Annotated in this window: 13 protein-coding genes; 5 read left to right on the top strand and 8 right to left on the bottom strand. The window is 67.3% G+C overall.

Annotated features, from left to right (window positions below; genetic code table 11):
• Positions 1–1149 (top strand): lipocalin-like domain-containing protein, encoded by a 1149-nt coding sequence (locus DESUT3_RS02775; protein ID WP_221250948.1) that lies wholly within the window; start codon positions 1–3, stop codon positions 1147–1149.
• 109 nt (positions 1150–1258) lie between these two features.
• Here the strand turns inward: DESUT3_RS02775 and DESUT3_RS02770 are convergent, their stop codons facing one another.
• The 6 genes from DESUT3_RS02770 to pepN all read right to left on the bottom strand — a co-directional run bounded on the left by DESUT3_RS02770 (position 1259) and on the right by pepN (position 10600).
• The gene (locus DESUT3_RS02770) at positions 1259–2335 is read right to left on the bottom strand and encodes a tetratricopeptide repeat protein (protein WP_221250947.1); all 1077 of its coding nucleotides are present in this window, start codon (positions 2333–2335) and stop codon (positions 1259–1261) included.
• Between the two features lies 1 nt (position 2336).
• Positions 2337–3203, bottom strand: a complete 867-nt coding sequence (locus tag DESUT3_RS02765; RefSeq protein ID WP_221250946.1) for a cytochrome c3 family protein — start codon at positions 3201–3203, stop codon at positions 2337–2339.
• Positions 3204–3263: 60 nt separating this feature from the next.
• A complete protein-coding gene (locus DESUT3_RS02760) occupies positions 3264–6473 on the bottom strand; it encodes a cytochrome c3 family protein (RefSeq protein ID WP_221250945.1) in 3210 nt (1069 codons plus the stop codon).
• A gap of 204 nt (positions 6474–6677) precedes the next feature.
• The gene (locus tag DESUT3_RS02755; protein WP_221250944.1) at positions 6678–6896 is read right to left on the bottom strand and encodes a DUF2835 domain-containing protein; all 219 of its coding nucleotides are present in this window, start codon (positions 6894–6896) and stop codon (positions 6678–6680) included.
• Positions 6897–6901: 5 nt separating this feature from the next.
• Positions 6902–7777 carry an SDR family oxidoreductase gene (locus DESUT3_RS02750; protein ID WP_221250943.1) on the bottom strand — a complete coding sequence of 292 codons (876 nt, stop codon included), beginning with the start codon at positions 7775–7777 and terminating at the stop codon, positions 6902–6904.
• A 177-nt stretch (positions 7778–7954) separates the two neighbouring features.
• Positions 7955–10600 carry an aminopeptidase N gene (gene pepN / locus DESUT3_RS02745; protein ID WP_221250942.1) on the bottom strand — a complete coding sequence of 882 codons (2646 nt, stop codon included), beginning with the start codon at positions 10598–10600 and terminating at the stop codon, positions 7955–7957.
• Positions 10601–10841: 241 nt separating this feature from the next.
• On the opposite strand from pepN, the gene DESUT3_RS02740 reads away from it, so the two are divergent.
• Together DESUT3_RS02740 and DESUT3_RS02735 are read left to right on the top strand one after the other, a co-directional pair.
• Positions 10842–11240 (top strand): DUF302 domain-containing protein, encoded by a 399-nt coding sequence (locus tag DESUT3_RS02740; RefSeq protein WP_221250941.1) that lies wholly within the window; start codon positions 10842–10844, stop codon positions 11238–11240.
• Between the two features lie 521 nt (positions 11241–11761).
• Complete coding sequence (locus tag DESUT3_RS02735; protein ID WP_221250940.1) at positions 11762–12100, top strand: hypothetical protein; 339 nt, start codon at positions 11762–11764, stop codon at positions 12098–12100.
• A gap of 12 nt (positions 12101–12112) precedes the next feature.
• On the opposite strand, the gene DESUT3_RS02730 is transcribed toward DESUT3_RS02735, so the two are convergent.
• Both DESUT3_RS02730 and DESUT3_RS02725 read right to left on the bottom strand, forming a co-directional pair.
• Entirely contained in the window at positions 12113–12541 is a 429-nt protein-coding gene (locus tag DESUT3_RS02730; RefSeq protein ID WP_221250939.1) for a gp16 family protein, read from the bottom strand.
• A 179-nt stretch (positions 12542–12720) separates the two neighbouring features.
• Positions 12721–13197, bottom strand: a complete 477-nt coding sequence (locus DESUT3_RS02725; RefSeq protein ID WP_221250938.1) for a dihydrofolate reductase — start codon at positions 13195–13197, stop codon at positions 12721–12723.
• A gap of 255 nt (positions 13198–13452) precedes the next feature.
• Here DESUT3_RS02725 and DESUT3_RS02720 point away from each other — a divergent pair, with 255 nt between their 5' ends.
• Together DESUT3_RS02720 and fdhF are read left to right on the top strand one after the other, a co-directional pair.
• Positions 13453–14316: an FAD/NAD(P)-binding protein gene (locus DESUT3_RS02720; protein WP_221250937.1), complete on the top strand. Its 864-nt coding sequence runs from the start codon at positions 13453–13455 to the stop codon at positions 14314–14316.
• Positions 14313–16352, top strand: a complete 2040-nt coding sequence (gene fdhF / locus DESUT3_RS02715) for a formate dehydrogenase subunit alpha (RefSeq protein WP_221250936.1) — start codon at positions 14313–14315, stop codon at positions 16350–16352. The genes DESUT3_RS02720 and fdhF overlap by 4 nt, the downstream gene beginning before the upstream one ends.
• Positions 16353–16513: the final 161 nt, after the last annotated feature.

The raw sequence follows: 16513 nt of genomic DNA, 5'->3' as shown, positions 1-16513 counted from the left end.
ATGAGCCTGCGCAGCTGGCTGATCCTGTTCGCCCTCTGCCTGGCGGCGCTCGCCGCGCTGACCCAGCGCGCCTTTCACCCTGCCCCGCCCCCCGCCGACCGGGAGCGGCTCAACGTGGCCGTAGCCCTCGGCGGAGATGCCGCCGAAGGCTACGCCCGGGCGCTGACGCCCCGCGAGTTTTCCTTTCCCTCTGACCACGGCCCCCATCCCCGATACCGCACCGAATGGTGGTACTACACCGGCAACCTGCAGGCGGCAGACGGGCGTCGCTTCGGCTACCAGCTCACCTTCTTCCGCATCGCCCTGACCCCCGAGCCCCAGCCGCGCGCATCCGGCTGGGCGGCCAACCAGCTCTACATGGCTCATTTCGCCCTCACCGACGTGGCCGGCAGGCGTTTTTTCCACTTCGAACGCTTCGCCCGGGCCGCCCTGGGGCTTGCCGGAGCTACGACCGACCCCTACCGGGTCTGGCTCGAAGACTGGGAAGCCTCGAGCGATGGCTCGACGGCGCTGCCCATGCGCCTGCGCGCGGCACAGCAGAGGATCGCCATCGATCTGCATCTGGAGAGCGCCAAGCCAGTGGTGCTGCAGGGGGAGAGGGGGCTGAGCCAAAAAAGTCCCGAGGAAGGAAACGCCTCGTACTACTATTCACTGACCCGAATGCCGACCGTCGGGCGGATCGAGGTGGGCGGGGAGAGCCTGGCCGTGGCCGGCGACAGCTGGCTCGACCGGGAATGGAGCACCAGCGCTCTGGGCCCCGAACAGGCCGGCTGGGACTGGTTCAGCCTGCAGCTCGACGACGGCCGGGAGCTGATGTACTACCGCCTGCGCAAAAAGGACGGCAGCGGCGATCCCATGAGCAGCGGCACCCTGGTCGCGGGCGACGGCAGTTACCGCCGCCTGCGCCCGCAGCAAGTCATCATCGATGAGATGGGAAGCTGGCAGAGCCCCCACAGCGGTGCCCGCTATCGCTATCCTTCGGGCTGGCTGCTGCGCCTGCCTGGGGAGGGCCTTGAGCTGCAGATCACCCCCATGCTTCGCGACCAGGAGCTGCAGGCAACGGTGCGCTACTGGGAGGGGGCGGTGGTTGTGGAAGGAACCGTCGGCGGCCAAGGCTACGTAGAGCTGACGGGGTATGGGGAAGAGTGAATCAGGTGTCAGGTGTCAGGTGTCAGGTGTCAGGTGTCAGAAAAAATTCTAGTAAAAGCATAGCGTCTTTCATCTGAGTCCTGAAACCTGAATCCCGACCCCTGTATTTTCATTCCCCCACCAGCAAAAAGCGGAATTTCTGTTCGCCGCCGTAGCGGCCGACGGCATAACTCTGCAGAACCCAATCGAGCCCCTGGACCATGCTCGCGACCTGCTGCTCGCCCGCCTGCGGCGGGCCGGCGTAGCTGGCCAGTATCGAATCGCCCCGGCGTACCACGCGCCCGATGGGCTGTTCCCCGTCCCGGAGGAAAACCAGGTACTCGTCGAGGCTCCCCTGCAGGCGGTACTCCACGCGGATCGGCCTGGTCTCGACCAGCCCCTGCTGACCTGCAGCCGCCAGGTTCAGGCGCTTGCCGGCCACCAGTTCCAGGTTGCCGACCAGCCCCTTGGCGGCGGATTCCTTCGCAGACCTGAGAGCCTTGCGGTACCAGGCCATGGCCTGGTCACGGTCGCGCTTCATCCCCCGGCCATGCAGATGGTAATCCCCCAGCATGATGGCCGCCTCGGGATGCCCGCCCTTCTCGAAGGCCACCCCGAACCAGTGGGCCGCCTCGGCGTAGTCCCCCTGCAGGTGATAGACGCGGCCCACCGCGAACATGCCGAAGGGGCTCCCGGCCTCGGCGGAGCGCTGGAAATAGTCCTCGGCGCTACCGTCCAGTTCATCCTCCCGCAACAGGCCCTTCTCCAGCAGAACACCGAGGTTGTAGAGTGTCCGCCCGTCCAGGTCGCCCACCCCGGCAAGCCGCCGGAAACCGGCGAGAGACCTGTCCCCGTTGCCAGGCAGAGGCCCGCCTAGACAGGCCCGGGTCTCCGGGCGGCCCAAAACGTACCCCTCAGGGGGCTCCAGGTAGAGTTCGCCAAGCAGCGCCAGGGCCTGGGGCAGACCATTGCCGGCGGCCCGCTCGAGCATGGAAAGCCCGCGCCGTTTGGCGGAATCGGAGTCGCAGCAGAGCAGTGCGGCGCCGCGCTCGACCCTTTCCGGGTCACTGCAGGGGAGGCAGTACCTGAATTTCAGGACCAGACCGGCGGCGATCACCATAAAAGCCGCCGCAGCGACCCCCAGCAGGGCCAGCCGCAGCCGGTGGCGGGAGGCATAATTGCGGATTTTGCTGAAAAAAGTGCGCAAGCTACACCCCTTTGGCCGGCAAACTCAGGGTGTGGGCATCACCGTGGCAATCCCGGCACCCCTGGAATTCCTTGAGCAGTTCGGGATTGTGCGGGCCGTCCCCATGGCACTGCCGGCAGCTGGGCACCTCCCCGTGGCTGCCGGCATGGCAGAAGACGCATTTGAGCTTGCCGTGTTTCTTGTCGCTCTGGCGGACCTTGGCGGCCGGCTCGGGGTGGCAGGCCTGGCAGACGCCGTTTTCCACCCCCTCGCCCAGGGTGATCGCCAGGGGAGCGTGGGGGGGATGGCAGGCCTGGCAGCCGGCGTTGTCCACGAAGGGGGTGTGGGACTCAGCATGACACTCGCTGCAGAGCGGCCGGAAGCCATGCCGGCCGTGGTGGCAGTCGCTGCACGCCACTTCGCCGTGGGCGCTCGGCTGCTTTTCGAAAACTCCGGCGACGGGGCCATGGCAGCCGACGCATTTGTCGGCGAGCTGGTCGACGCCGACCATGCTGGCCACTGGGGCATGGGCGTTGCGGTGGCAGGTGAGGCACTGGACAAAGGCGGTACCGTGGACCGGGTCATGGCAGCTGCGGCAGCCAGGGACCCGCTCTTCCCAGGCGAGCCCCGGCTGGAAGCTGTGGAATTTGGCATGGCACTGGCGGCATTCGAGCTGGTGGAGCCCGCCCCGGTCCCGGATGTCGGTGAACACCCCCGGGTGGCACTTGGCGCATTCCAGAGTGGTCATCTCCGGAATCGGCTGCCGGTAGACCTCGGCGCCAGAGGCCGCCTCGGGCCCGGCTTCGGCGGCCTGGCTGCCGGCCGGAGCGCCCAGCAGCAGCGCCGTCAGGGCCAGGGTCGTCATCTTGAAAGCAGATCGCAATGTCATTCCATTCCCTCCTCGCATCAAACCGGGGCCGGGGCAACCGCCTGGCCTCCCCGGAAATGGCTAGGGTTTCTTCCAGTTGACCAGGTCATGGGGGTTGCCGTGACATTTCAGGCAATCGGGATATTTCTTGTGCAGCCCCGATTCGTGGGGCCAGCCGTGGCAGGTATCGCAGGCGATGGCCGCCCCGTGCTGCCCCTGGTGGCATTTCAGGCAGTCGAGGTCTCGGTGCCGCGAGCCGCCGCCGGCCAGCGTCGCCGCCACCTCGGCATGGCATCCCTGGCAGAAACTGCCGGGGATGCCGGCGGGAAAGCTGACCTGGACTGGCGTATGGGCCGCGTGGCAGCGCCCGCAGTCTCCGCCGGTCATCTCGGCGGTATGGGGCCGATGGCAACCGGTGCAGGCCTGCAGCTCGCGGTGACCGGTGTGGCAGGCGCCGCAATCGAGCCGGGTGTGGGCGCTGGGTGCTGCCTGCATGGCCCGGGCCGGCTCGGGGTGGCAGCTGACACAGGCGGCGCGGGCCTGTTTAACCCCGCCGAAGTCCACTTCGCGGGGCGCATGGCCCCGGTGGCAGCCGGCGCAGTTGCCCACGGCGAAGTGCGCCTTGTCACCGGGCTCGTGACAGCGGACGCAGTCGGCCACGGTGGCCTCGCCTTCAGGGGGGTGCTCGCGGTGGCAGGCGACACACTTGACCTTGCGCTTGTGGGCCAGCCCGCGGGTCTCCAGGGTCTTTACCTGGTCCTGGTGACAGGGGGCGCAGAGCGCTCCCGGCAGATCCCAGCCGTACTCGATGGCCGCCGGGGTGTGGGGCTTGTGGCAAAGCAGGCAATCGTCATGGGTCATCTCCGCCCCGTGGGGCTGGTGGCATTCGAGGCATTGCTTGTGATCGCGGTGCTCGAGATGGCACTTGCGGCAGTCCAACCGGGAATGCCCGCCGGGGTTGAACTCCATGAAGCGCCCCACCGGGTTGTGGCAGGAGACGCACAGCGGCTTGACCACCTTGAGATCGGCCAGGTTGATCTGCTTGGGGGCATGGGGCGTATGGCAGGGGAGACAGGGTTCCACCGTGTAATGGCGCTTCTGCAGGCGCAGGTGGCAGCTGCGGCAGAAGACCACGGTCTGTCTGCCGTCGGGCTTGTGCTCGGGATGGCAGGTGCCGCAGGAGGCCTTGGCCTGATGCGCGGAGCCCTGGGTGGCCAGGGTCTGCACCGCTTCGCCGTGGCAGGCCCCGCACAGGGCGGCGGGGACATCCGCGGCATAGCTTAGGACGTTGGGCGCGTGGGGCTGGTGGCAGGCCCGGCAGTCGCCGGCCCCCATCCCCGGGCCGTGGGACTCATGGCATTGGTCGCAGGCCTGGGACTCGCCGTGGACCGGGTGGCATTCATTGCAGTCCATGGCGCGGTGGGCGCTCTCGCGAGCCGCGAAGGTCTGCCCAACCCGGGTATGGCAGGAGAGACAGGCCGGCCCCACCGGATCGAGGCCCACCAGGTTCACCTTGAGCGGCTGGTGGGCCGGGTGGCAGGCACGGCAGCCGCCAAAGGCGAAGTGGCTGTTTTCCGCAGGGGCATGGCACTCGCTGCATGCCGGCGCCGCGCCGACCCCCTGCTGGGGATGGGCGGCATGGCAGTTGCGGCAGCCGGCCGCGGGGTGCCCGGCATGGCAATCGAAACAGTTCAGGGCTGCCTGATGCCCTCCCCCCTCCCCTGCCAGTTCCTCCACCGGCTGGTGGTGGCAGGCGGCGCACAGCTTGCGCTCCGGGGCGCTGGCGAAGTCGATCGCCAGCGGCGCATGGGGCGCGTGGCAGGCGCGGCAATCCTTCCCGCTCATGGCCGAGCCGTGGGGCTCGTGGCACTCGAGGCAGGAAAGGACCTCCCGGTGACCCTGATGGCAGTCGGCGCAGCCCATCTCGGCATGGGGGCTGGGGTGGGTTGCGGGTGCCTGCGGCGGCTCGGGATGACAGGAGGCGCAGGCGGAAGCGAGTCGCTCCATACCCTGCCAGGCCTGGGCCAGCGGGGCGTGGGGGTTGTGGCAGCCGGCGCAGTTCTCCAGAGAGAAATGGGCATTATCGCCGGGTGCGTGGCAGTCGGCGCAGTTCGGGATCGCCCCCTGCTGGGGAGGATGGCCCTGGTGGCAGTCGGCGCAGCCGAATTGCCGGCCGTGGGCACCGCCCGCTGCGGCGAGGTTGGCGACGGCCTCCCCGTGGCAGGCCGCGCAGAGGGCCGCGGGGGTATCGGCCTGGAAGCGCACCGGCCCCGGGGCGTGGGGTGCATGGCAGCGCAGGCAGTCCGGCTGGGTCATGGCCGCAGCGTGGGGCTCATGGCAGTCGCTGCACAGGGGGCGCTGGCGATGCTGCTGATGGCAGTCGTGGCAGGCCATCCCGCCGTGGCTCTCGGGCGAGGCCGCCACCTGCTCCTGGATGGAGGGGTGACAGGAGAGGCAGGCGGCGGTCAGGTTGGCCATTTGGTCCAGGCTCCGGCCATGGGGGGCATGGGGCTGGTGGCAGGAGCGGCAATCGGTCAGGACGAAGTGGCGGTTTTTCCCGGGATCGTGACAGCTGTCGCAGCTGGCCGGGGCGCTCCCCGGCCGTGGAGGATGCTCGCGGTGGCAGCGGTAGCAGCCAACCTGGCGCTGATGGGCAGCCCCCTGCTGCTCGAAGACCTCGACCGCCTGCGGATGGCAGGCGGCGCACCACGCCTTGGCAACCCCGGCCCAGTAGCGGATCGGCAGCGGCTGGTGGGGCGCATGGCAGGCCCGGCAGTCGTCCGCGGCCATGGAGGCGTCGTGACTGTCGTGGCAATCGGTACAGGAGGGCAACCCGCGATGGCTCAGGTGGCATTCGTTGCAGGCCAGCTCGGCGTGGGCATTGGCATACCCGGCCTCGCTCTTGGCGGCCTCGGGGTGACAGGTCAGGCAGACCGGCCGGGCCCCCTTGAGAGCCGAAAAATCGAAATCCAGCGGACGATGGGGATGATGGCAGCCGGTGCAGTCGGCCAGCGCGAAGTGCTTCGACGAGCCCGGGTCATGGCAGTCGGCGCAGGCGGCGACCTGCGGCTTTTCCCCTTTTTTCGGGTGAGCCAGGTGACAGTCGGCGCAGCCGAGCTGTTCCTGGTGCGCCGCGCCGCGCCCCCCCAGTTCCTGGATCTTCTCCTGGTGGCACTTACCGCAATCGCGGTAGACCAGCATCTCGCTTTTGCTTTCCTGCGCGGCGCACAGCGGGCAGAGAAGCAGCAAACCTGCCGCCAGACAAAGCAGCAGCCGTCCCCATATCTTCATCGGACCTCCCGGCCCGGAGCGGCAAAAGCGGCCAGCCCGGGCAATAACCCCCTTTGGCCCGCGAGGCGAACCGGTCGGGAATCCCCCTGGCGCGGCCTGCCGGCCCTGCCTGGAATCTGGCTGCGCAAAGGGGGATCATTTCAGCTTGCGGATAAAAATTCTAACACAAGTCGGCCCACTCCGCTTGCGCGGAGCCGGGATGATTCAGCGCCGCTCGATGCTCAGCAGGCGGTTGGCCTCATCGAAGCGGACCTCGAAGCGCCCGTGCACCCCCTCGGCGCTGACGAAGCGTCGCAGGTTGGCGGCGGGAAACCGCAGCCGGGTGCCATCCTCGGCGGTGACCGCCACGGTTGCGGCGCTCCCCCGGTAGTAGCGCAGCATTTCCGCGGCGCTGATGTGCAGGGTGAAAAAAGCCCGGCGCACCGCGCTCACCCCTGGGCGAGGCTGGCTTTGAGGCCCTGCTCGAGGCTCGGGTAGCGCAGCTTCACGCCCAGCTTCTCCAGCATCTTGCGGTTGTCCATGCGCCGCGACTCGGTGAGATAGGAGAGCATCAGCGGGGTCATCACCCGCCTGGCCTCCTCCATGTCGACCAGGGGCGGCCGCGGCAGGCCGGCCAGCTCGGCGACGGCCAGAAAATACTCGGTCATGGTGCTGGGGTGGCCGTCGCTGACGTTGAAGATCTCGCCAGCATCCCCCTTGGCCATTGCGGCGACGCAGACCTGCGCCAGGTCGTCGGCATGGATGCGGTTGGTCTGCGAGCACTCCTCGATGCGCAGCAGGGGATGGCCGTCCTGCAGGCGGTTCACCGGGATGCGGCCCGGGCCGTAAATGCCGGTGACCCGCAGGATGACCACCGCAACGCCGCGCTCGGCGCCCCACTGGCGCAGCACCGTCTCGGCGTCGAAGCGCCGCCTGGCCCTGGTCGTCTGGGGGTTGGCCGGCGTTTCCTCGGTGACCAGCTCGCCGCCGCAGTCGCCGTAGACCCCGCTGGTGCTGATGTAGACCACCCGCTGCGGCTCCTCGCCGGGACGAATCGCCGCACAGAAACTGCGCATCTTGGGGTCGGTGACGCCCCCGCCGGGGGGCGGCGCGAAGTAGTAGACCAACGCCCCGCGGGTGGCCATCTCGGCGAGCCCATCGGGGTAGTTCAGCTCGGCGACCAGCGGCCGGATGCCGAGAGTCTGAAGCTTTTCGGCACTCTCCGTCGAGCGCACCAGTCCGGTGACTTCCGCGCCCCGCTCCAGCTCCAGCCGGGCGACCCGCCGCCCGATATCCCCGCAACCGACGATCAGTACCTTGTCCATGTGACTTGCCTTATTCCCAGGGGACGTGAAAAACCCTGCTTACCACGAAGGTCACGAAGAGCACGAAGAAAACCTGAGATCAGGCCTTTCCTTCGTGCCCTTCGTGTTCTTCGCGGTGAATAGTTATTTGCCTTGCTTTAAACCCATCACTCATTACTCATCACTGCTCACGGTCCTTCAAGCCAGGCTCTTCGAAGCCACCTCGTAGACGTCCCGGGAGAGCCCCTCGGCGGCCAAAATCCGCTGCAGCTGGGACTTCATCAGCTCCTGGCGGGCGCCGTCGTACTTGCGCCAGCGGGTGAGCGCGCCGAGCAGGCGCGCGGCGACCTGGGGGTTGAGCCGGTCGAGCTCCAGCACCCGGTCGCCGAGAAAGGCGTAGCCGGCGCCACTGCGGTCGTGGAAACGGGCCGGGTTGCCGTGGCAGAAGGCCCCCACCAGGGCCCGCACCTTGTTGGGGTTCCTGATGTTGAAGGCCGGATGCTCCATCAGCAGCCTGACCTGCTCGAGCGTGTCCGGGCGTTTGGAGGTCGCCTGCAGGGTGAACCACTTGTCCACCACCAGGGGGTCCTCCCGCCATTTTTCGTAAAAAGCGCCGAGCGCCTGCTGCCGCTCGGGGCCGGCGCTGTTGACCAGGCAGGCAAGCGCCGCGATGACGTCGGTCATGTTGTCGCCGTTCTGGAACTGCCGGCAACAGTGGTCGACGGTGGAAGGTTCCTCCAGGGTCATCAGGTAGGCCAGGCAGAGGTTCTTCAGGCTGCGCCAGCCGACCGCCGCCGGCTCGATGCTGTAGGGTCCGCTGCGGGCGCTCGCCTCGAGCACCGCGGCGAACTCGTGGCGAAATTTTTCCGCCAGAGCCCGGCGCACGAATTCCCGGGCGGCGTGGATCGCCTCGGGGTCGGCCACCGCCATCTGCTCGGCGAGATAGGTCTCCGTCGGCAGGGCAAGGGCCTGGGCGAGCAGGGCCGGGTCTGCATCGCTGTCGCAGAGGGTCTTGCCGAAGGCGGCGGCGAAGGCTTCGTCAAGCTGCAGCGGCCGGCCCGCCTGGTGGTCGGCGGCCAGTTTCAGCAGCACCCGCGAGGCAAGCTGCTGGCCGGCCTCCCAGCGGTTGAAGGGGTCGCTGTCATGGGCCATGAGAAAGGCCAGCTCGGCCTCTGTATAATCGGCCTGGAGCTGAACCGGCGCGGAAAAGCCCCGCAGCAGCGAGGGGACCGGCGGACTGGGGACGTTGACGAAACGATAAGTCTGCTCGGCAGCGCGCAACTCCAGAACCCGGCTGGTGCCTAGCGGCGCTGTTTCCCCCTCGAGTTGCAGCGGCAGGTCGTTCCCATCGAGGTCGAGCAGGCCCAGGGCGACGGGGATGTGAAAGGGGCGTTTTTCCTGCTGGCCGGGGGTCGGCGGGCAGCTCTGGCTGAGCTTCAGGGTGTAGACCCGCCCGGCGGCATCGTAGCTGCCCTGCGCCTGCACCACGGGGGTGCCGGCCTGGCTGTACCAGAGGGCGAACTGGCCGAGGTCGCGGCCGCCGGCTTCGGCCATGGCGGCGAGAAAATCGTCGGTGGTGACCGCCTGGCCGTCGTGCCGCTCGAGGTAGAGCTGCAGTCCCTTGCGGAACCCCTCGGCACCAAGCAGGGTGTGGTACATGCGGATCACCTCGGCCCCCTTGTTGTAGACCGTGGTGGTGTAGAAGTTGTTGATCTCCACGTAGGAATCGGGGCGCACCGGGTGAGCCATGGGCCCGGCATCCTCTGGGAACTGGGCGTTGCGCAGCACCCGCACGTCGTCGATGCGCTTGACCGCCCGGCTGGTCATGTCCGCGGAGAACTCCTGATCGCGGAACACGGTCAGCCCCTCCTTGAGAGAGAGCTGGAACCAGTCGCGGCAGGTGACCCGGTTGCCGGTCCAGTTGTGGAAGTACTCGTGGCCGATGACCCCCTCGATGGCCTGGTAATCGGCGTCGGTGGCGGTGTCGGGGCGGGCCAGCACGTACTTGGAGTTGAAGATGTTGAGCCCCTTGTTCTCCATCGCCCCCATGTTGAAGTCGTCCACCGCCAGGATCATGTAGATGTCCAGGTCGTACTCCAGGCCGTAGGTCTGCTCGTCCCAGCGCATGGCTTTTTTCAGTGAGCGCATGGCGTGGTCGCATTTGTCGCGGTTGCGCTGCTCGACGTAGATGTGCAGCTGCACCTCGCGCCCCGAGGCAGTAGTGAAGCTGTCGGCGATGCGCACCAGGTCGCCGGCGACCAGGGCGAACAGGTAGGAAGGCTTTTTGAACGGATCCTGCCAGGTGGCGAAGTGCCGGCCCCCGTCGAGTTCGCCCTGCTCCACCAGGTTGCCGTTGGAGAGCAGCACGGGGTATCTGGCCTTTTCTGCGACGATGGTGGTGGTGAAGCTGGCCATGACGTCGGGGCGGTCGGGGTAGTAGGTGATCTTGCGGAAGCCCTGGGCCTCGCACTGGGTGCAGAAGATGCCGCTCGACTTGTAAAGCCCCTCGAGGGAGGTGTTTTCCTGGGGGCGGATTTCGGTGTTCACCTCGAGGCAGAAGGATTCTGGCACGCCGGGAATGCTCAGGGATTCCTCGTCCACCCGGTATTCGCCCGGCTGCAACTGCCGGCCGTCGAGGAGAAGACTCGTCAAAAACAGCTGCCGGCCGAACAGCACCAGCGCCTGCGGCTCGCCCGGGAAATCGGGGTTGCGGCGGCAGTGGAGCCGCGAGCTGACGCGGGTGGACTCTTCGCCGAGCTCGAAACGCAGCGCGACGGCATCCACCAGGTAGGCCGGCGGGAGATAATCTTGCAGATAAATAGCACGGGGCTTAGTGTCTTCCATGGGTCCATCCTCGTCCGCAAAGTGGTAGTCGGCCCTAAACCATAACGGAATTTTCCCTGAAATCAAAGGGGCAATCCGCCCCCTCTTCGTCGGAAAATCCCGCCTTATCCCGCCGCAACGGCCCAGCCATGCTAAAATTGAAACAGGGAACGAGCCTGGCGCCCTGGCGGCAAACGAGGACGAAGCCGGCAGCCGCCAGAGGAGAAGAAGGAACCAACGCATTCAGCGGGAGGCAAGAGTTATGGCAATCCAGGGGTCGTATTTCTTCGGCAAGACCGTGCCCTACCCCTTCGACCAGACGGTCGCCCGGGTCAAGGAGGCCCTGCAGGAGCAGGGGTTCGGGATTCTCACCGAAATCGACGTGCAGGACAAGCTCAGGGAGAAGCTGGGAGTTTCCTTCCGGCCCTACCGCATTCTGGGAGCGTGCAATCCCGCAATGGCCCACCGGGCTCTGCAGGCGGAAATCAACCTGGGTGTGCTGCTGCCGTGCAACGTGGTGGTTTACGTGGGCGATGACGACCGCACCCAGGTGGTGGCCATGGACCCGGTGGGGGCCATGGGCATGGTGGGCAATCCGGCCATGGAAACCCTGGCCCGGCAGGTCAAGGAGCTGCTGGCCCGGGCGCTCGACAATCTCTGATCCGGCCGAATTCGCCTGCGCGGACCAGGCCTGAAGGTCGTTGTGCACTAATGCACAGGTGCCGGGTGCGTGAGCGATACGGTTTTTTTACGCTACCCCACGTAGGTTCTGCAGAAGAGATCGGGTATATTTCCCCACGGTTGCCGGATTCGCTGAAACCGCCCGGCGACCATTCTTCACCACCCTCTTTTTGGCGCGCCGCGGACTACCTCCCTTGCGGCGCGCATTTTTTTTCAGCGCTCCCGCACCCTCCCGAAATTCCGCACCCAGCCAGGCCTTCCCCCGTGTGCAATCCCTCGGCCCGAATAAGCATGGTTCAAATTCCGCGGCCCGCGCCATCGGTTCGTCGGCGCTTCAGTCACGTTCAGGCGGGTCGCCGACTTGAGCTATGGCCCGCCCAGTTTTCACCGAATCAGGTTAAAATGAGGTAAAGGTTGCAGCGGGCTTTCCCGCAGGAGGCTCCCCGACCCGGGTAACCCGCTGATGGGGGGGGCCGCTGCGGAGCGAAGAAGGAGTGACGTATGGCAGAACGGATTTCCTTTAACATCAACGCCGAACTTTACGAAAACGAGAATGACGAGTTGGCCATTCGCTTCCCGGATGAAAGGGTTTTCGCCAATGTCGGGACGCATAAGGAGGACAGCTTCGTCAGGGACTGCATCGAAAAGCTGGAGCACCACCACCAGCCGACAGAGTGGACGGAGATTCCCGCCCACCAGCTGCTCTACGCCAGGGGCTGGCATTGCGTGGCCCGGATGGGCTACGTGTCCGGCGACCCCGAGAAACCCGGCCTGGAGTTCGAGATCGAACCCGAGCAGCTGAGCAGGCATGCCCGGGAATATCTGCGAGAGGCCTTCTAAGGGTCTTTCCCCTCAGGAAGTGGGGCTGGGCGGAGGGCGGTTCAGCCATTGCTTGAGGGCCTCGATGACCACCCCGGCCTGCCGCTCGTTGAGTTGGCGCAGATCACCGACCCCGGTCATCCGCTTGGCGAACCGCCCCAGGGCCGCCCAGCTGGGGTTGCGGACCTGGCCCCGCCGGTGCAGTTCCAGCCACAGATTGCGGGCCTTCCAGACCATGGGAACGAAGGGGCGTTTTTGCGCCCGGCGGATTCTCGGCCGCCAGCCCAGCTCATGAAAACGATCCAGCAGCTGGTGGAGTTCGACCTCGTTCAGATCGCCTGAGGATTCCTTGCCGGGGGCCACCGCGGCAATCATCTCCCGGTACTCGGGCTCATCCAACTCGAGTTCCTTTTTGGCGATATGGATTTTGGCCAGGGCCCGGCGGCGGTATTCCTCATCCATCGCGGCAATCCTCCCATCACCCCCAGTATAACCTGGCCCCGAGGTGCTCCCGACCCATGCGCTACAGCGAATTTTTCAAGGAGCTCTGCCCTCCCCTCGACCTGGAATGGCGCAAGTACCGCCGGCGCGGGACCGTTCGCCCCCTGGCCCGGCGCGCCGGGGATGTTCATCTGGCAGGATCAGGCCGCGCGCCGGTAGAAGGCGTGGGTGAACTCGGGATATTCTTCCACCTGTTCGGCCTGCCAGAGGCCGAGGTCGAAGTCGGGGAAATAGATATTGCCGGGGTAGTCGGCGCGGATCCAGGAGATGTACAGGCCGTCTGCGAGCGGCAGGGCCAGCCGGTAGATGCTCGCCCCGCCGAGGATGAAGACATCCTCCCCGCGCCGGCGGGCCGCGGCGAGGGCCGCGTCGAAGCTGCTGTGGACCTCGGCCCCCGGGACCTCGCCCAGGGTGCGGCTGACGATGATGTTGTGCCGTTCGGGGAGCGGCCGGCCGATGGAGGCGAAGGTCCTGCGCCCCATGAGCACCGTGCGGCCGAGGGTCAGCCGCTTGAACAGCTGCAGTTCGGCGGGGAGGTGCCAGGGCAGGGTGGCGTCGCGGCCGATGACGCGGCTACGGGTCATGGCGACGATGAGGTAGATTTTCGGGTCGGTCATGGTGGTTATCTTCTGTTTGGGTCGTCAGAGGATCTGGTTCCCCAAGCTTACCTCGGCCTGGCTTTAAAAACGAGATCTCTTTTCGGGCGTCTGGGCCTGTAGAGGCTTCCGGCCGCCCTTGATCGGACCGATCAGTCGGATCCGACGCGGCCGGGGCTTCCCGCCAGAAGGCCAAGATTGCTCCCCGTTGAACCGTATACGCCAACCGTGCTAGTCTGAACTACCGATTTTCACCGCCGTTTCAACAAGGACACCATGCCCCGAAACCCCAGCTCAAACTCTGGACATACCCGGGCGGATTCGCTCTACATTCCGGCGACCTGCCGCATCGAGGCGGTCAGCGAGCTGACGCCGCAGGAGAAGCTGTTCCGGGTGAGTCTGCCTGACGGCCGGCCGCTCGGCCACCGGCCGGGGCAGTTCGTGCAGGTCTCGCTGCTCGGTTGGGGTGAGGCGCCGATCTCGGTGGCCAGTTCGCCAACCCGGGAGGGATATTTCGAACTGGGAGTGCGCCAGGCAGGGACCCTGACCTCGGCCATGCATCGGCTTGAGCCCGGCGATACCCTCGGCATCCGCGGCCCTTTCGGCAACCCCTTCGACCTCGAGCGGATGAGCGGCCGCGATCTGCTGCTGATCTCCGGCGGCTGCGGGCTGGCGCCGCTGCGCTCGCTGATCCAGTACTGCGAAGACCGCCCCGAGCAGTTCGGCCGGGTGTGCATCCTCTACGGCGCCAAGAGCCCGGCGGACATCCTGTTCAAGGAAGAGATCCGCACCTGGGAGGCCTCGGCGAGTTTCGCCTGCGCCACCACCGTCGACAACCTGCCCGGCGGCGCCTGCTACGAGGGTCAGGTCGGCCAGGTCACCCGCCTGATCCCGCCGCTGGAGATCGATGCGCCGCGCACCCTGGCGGCCATCGTCGGTCCGCCGGTGATGTACCGCCCGGTCATCGACGAGCTGAAGCAGAAGGGCCTGACCGAGGCGCAGATCGCCATCAGCCTCGAGCGCCACATGCGCTGCGGGGTCGGCAAGTGCGGCCACTGCACCATCGAACACCTCTACTGCTGCAGCGACGGCCCGGTCTTTTGGCTGAGCGAGGTAAGCGGCCTGCGGGGGGCGCTGTGAAAAAGACCCTGACCACCTGCCCCTACTGCGGCACCGGCTGCGCCCTCTACCTGCTGGCCGACGACGCCGGCCGGCTGATCGGCGTCGAGCCGAGCGGCACCCACCCGACCAGCCGCGGCGGGCTCTGCGTCAAGGGCTGGAACGCCCACGCCTTCGTCCACCACCCCGAGCGGCTGACCACGCCGCTGCTCCGCCGGGGCGGGCGCCTCGAGCCCGCATCCTGGGACGAGGCCCTCGAACTGGTCGCCGAAAAGCTGCGGGGGATCGCCCTCGAGCACGGGCCCGACGCGCTGATGTTCTTCTCCTCGGCCAAGGCGACCAACGAAGAGAACTACCTGCTGATGAAGCTGGCCCGGGCGGTTTTCGCCACCAACAACGTCGACCACTGCGCCCGGCTCTGCCACGCCTCCACCGTGGTCGGGCTGGCCGAAACCTTCGGCTCGGGGGCGATGACCAACTCCATCGCCTGCGTCGATGAGGCCGACTGCATCCTGGTCACCGGCTCCAACACCACCGAGCAGCACCCGCTGATCGGTTCGCGCATCCTGCAGGCCAAGCAGCGCGGCGCCAGGCTGATCGTCGCCGACAGCCGCCGCATCCGCCTCGCCCGCCTCGCCGACCTGCACCTGCGCCAGCGCAACGGCTCGGATGTGGCCCTGGTCAACGGCCTGATGCACGTGATCCTGCGCGAGGGGCTGGAAGATAAGGCCTTCATCGAGGCGCGCACCGAGAACTTCGCCGCCCTGCAGCAGGAGGTCGCCGCCTGGACGCCGCAGCGCGCCGCCGCCGTCACCGGCCTCGCCCCGGAGCAGATCGTGGAGGCGGCGCGCATGTTCGCCGCGGCCAAGCGGGCGATGGTGGTCTATTCCATGGGGATCACCCAGCACAGCCACGGCGTCGACAACGTGCGGGCCATCGCCAACCTGGCCCTGCTCACCGGCAACCTCGGCCGCCCCGGCACCGGCGTCAACCCGCTGCGCGGCCAGAACAACGTGCAGGGGGCCTGCGACATGGGCGCCCTGCCCAACGTCCTCACCGGTTACCAGAAGGTGGCCGACCCCGCGGTGCGGGTCAAGTTCGCCGCCGCCTGGGGCGTGGAGCGGCTGCCCGAGGCGCCGGGGCTGATGGCCACCCGGGCCATGAACCTGGCCGCCGAGGGGCGCATGAAGGGCTTTTTCATCCTCGGCGAAAACCCCATGCTCTCCGACCCCGACCAGCAGCACGTGCGCCGGGCCCTGGAGAGCCTCGATTTCCTGGTGGTGCAGGACATCTTCCTCAGCGCCACCGCCGAGCTGGCCGACGTGGTGCTGCCCGCCGCCTGCTACGCCGAGAAGGACGGCAGCTTCACCTCCACCGAGCGCCGCGTGCAGCGGGTGCGCAAGGGGGTCGAGCCGCCCGGCGCAGCCCGGGCCGACTGGGAGATTCTCGGCGAGTTGGCCGCCCGCCTCGGCTACGGCGGGATGACCTATGGCCAGCCCGCCGAGATCATGGAGGAGATCGCCGCGCTGACCCCGAGCTACGCCGGCATCGACTACCCGCGCATCGAGACCCTCGGCCTCTGCTGGCCCTGCCCGGACAAGAGGCACCCCGGCACCCCGATTCTGCACCGGGAGAGCTTCGCCCGCGGCAAGGGGCTTTTCAGCCCCACCGGCTACCAGCCCCCTGCCGAACTGCCCGACGCCGAGTTCCCCCTGCTGCTGACCACCGGCCGCACCTATTTCCACTGGCACACCGGCACCATGACCCGGCGCACCCACCTGCTCGACCGCGAGGAGCGCTGCGCTTTCGTCGAGCTCAACCCCGAGGACGCCAGGGAACTCGGGGTACGCCATGGCGAGCCGGTGCTGGTCGCCTCCCGCCGCGGCGAGGTAACGGCCCGGACGCGGGTCACCGAGATGGTCCCCCCCGGCACCATCTTCATGCCCTTCCACTTCGAGGAGGGCGCGGTCAACGCCCTGACCCACAACGTGCTTGACCCCGAAGCCGGCATCCCCGAGTACAAGGTGTGCGGGGCGCGGGTTCGGAAAAAGGCTTAAAGCCAAAACGTCTGTCCCTCACGCAAAGGCGCAAAGATAGCCCATCCGGTTGAGCTCCCTCCCCTTCAAGGGGAGGGTTGGGGTGGGGATGGGCCAACCGAGTGATCACCCCATCCCCCTCCCGGCCTCCCCCTTGAAAGGGGAGGAGATTAATTCATCAA

It is taken from the genome of Desulfuromonas versatilis, assembly GCF_019704135.1.
Classification (GTDB): domain Bacteria; phylum Desulfobacterota; class Desulfuromonadia; order Desulfuromonadales; family NIT-T3; genus Desulfuromonas_A; species Desulfuromonas_A versatilis.
This window is presented reverse-complemented; position numbering and strand designations above follow the sequence as displayed.

Bases quoted from the DNA above. Each gene is read 5' to 3' on its own strand.
- DESUT3_RS02740 (WP_221250941.1), top strand. From the start codon at position 10,842: ATGGCAATCCAGGGGTCGTATTTCTTCGGCAAGACCGTGCCCTACCCC.
- DESUT3_RS02765 (WP_221250946.1), bottom strand. From the start codon at position 3,203: ATGACATTGCGATCTGCTTTCAAGATGACGACCCTGGCCCTGACGGCG.
- DESUT3_RS02720 (WP_221250937.1), top strand. From the start codon at position 13,453: ATGCCCCGAAACCCCAGCTCAAACTCTGGACATACCCGGGCGGATTCG.
- DESUT3_RS02760 (WP_221250945.1), bottom strand. From the start codon at position 6,473: ATGAAGATATGGGGACGGCTGCTGCTTTGTCTGGCGGCAGGTTTGCTG.
- DESUT3_RS02730 (WP_221250939.1), bottom strand. From the start codon at position 12,541: ATGGATGAGGAATACCGCCGCCGGGCCCTGGCCAAAATCCATATCGCC.
- DESUT3_RS02775 (WP_221250948.1), top strand. From the start codon at position 1: ATGAGCCTGCGCAGCTGGCTGATCCTGTTCGCCCTCTGCCTGGCGGCG.
- pepN (WP_221250942.1), bottom strand. From the start codon at position 10,600: ATGGAAGACACTAAGCCCCGTGCTATTTATCTGCAAGATTATCTCCCG.
- DESUT3_RS02725 (WP_221250938.1), bottom strand. From the start codon at position 13,197: ATGACCGACCCGAAAATCTACCTCATCGTCGCCATGACCCGTAGCCGC.
- DESUT3_RS02750 (WP_221250943.1), bottom strand. From the start codon at position 7,777: ATGGACAAGGTACTGATCGTCGGTTGCGGGGATATCGGGCGGCGGGTC.
- DESUT3_RS02735 (WP_221250940.1), top strand. From the start codon at position 11,762: ATGGCAGAACGGATTTCCTTTAACATCAACGCCGAACTTTACGAAAAC.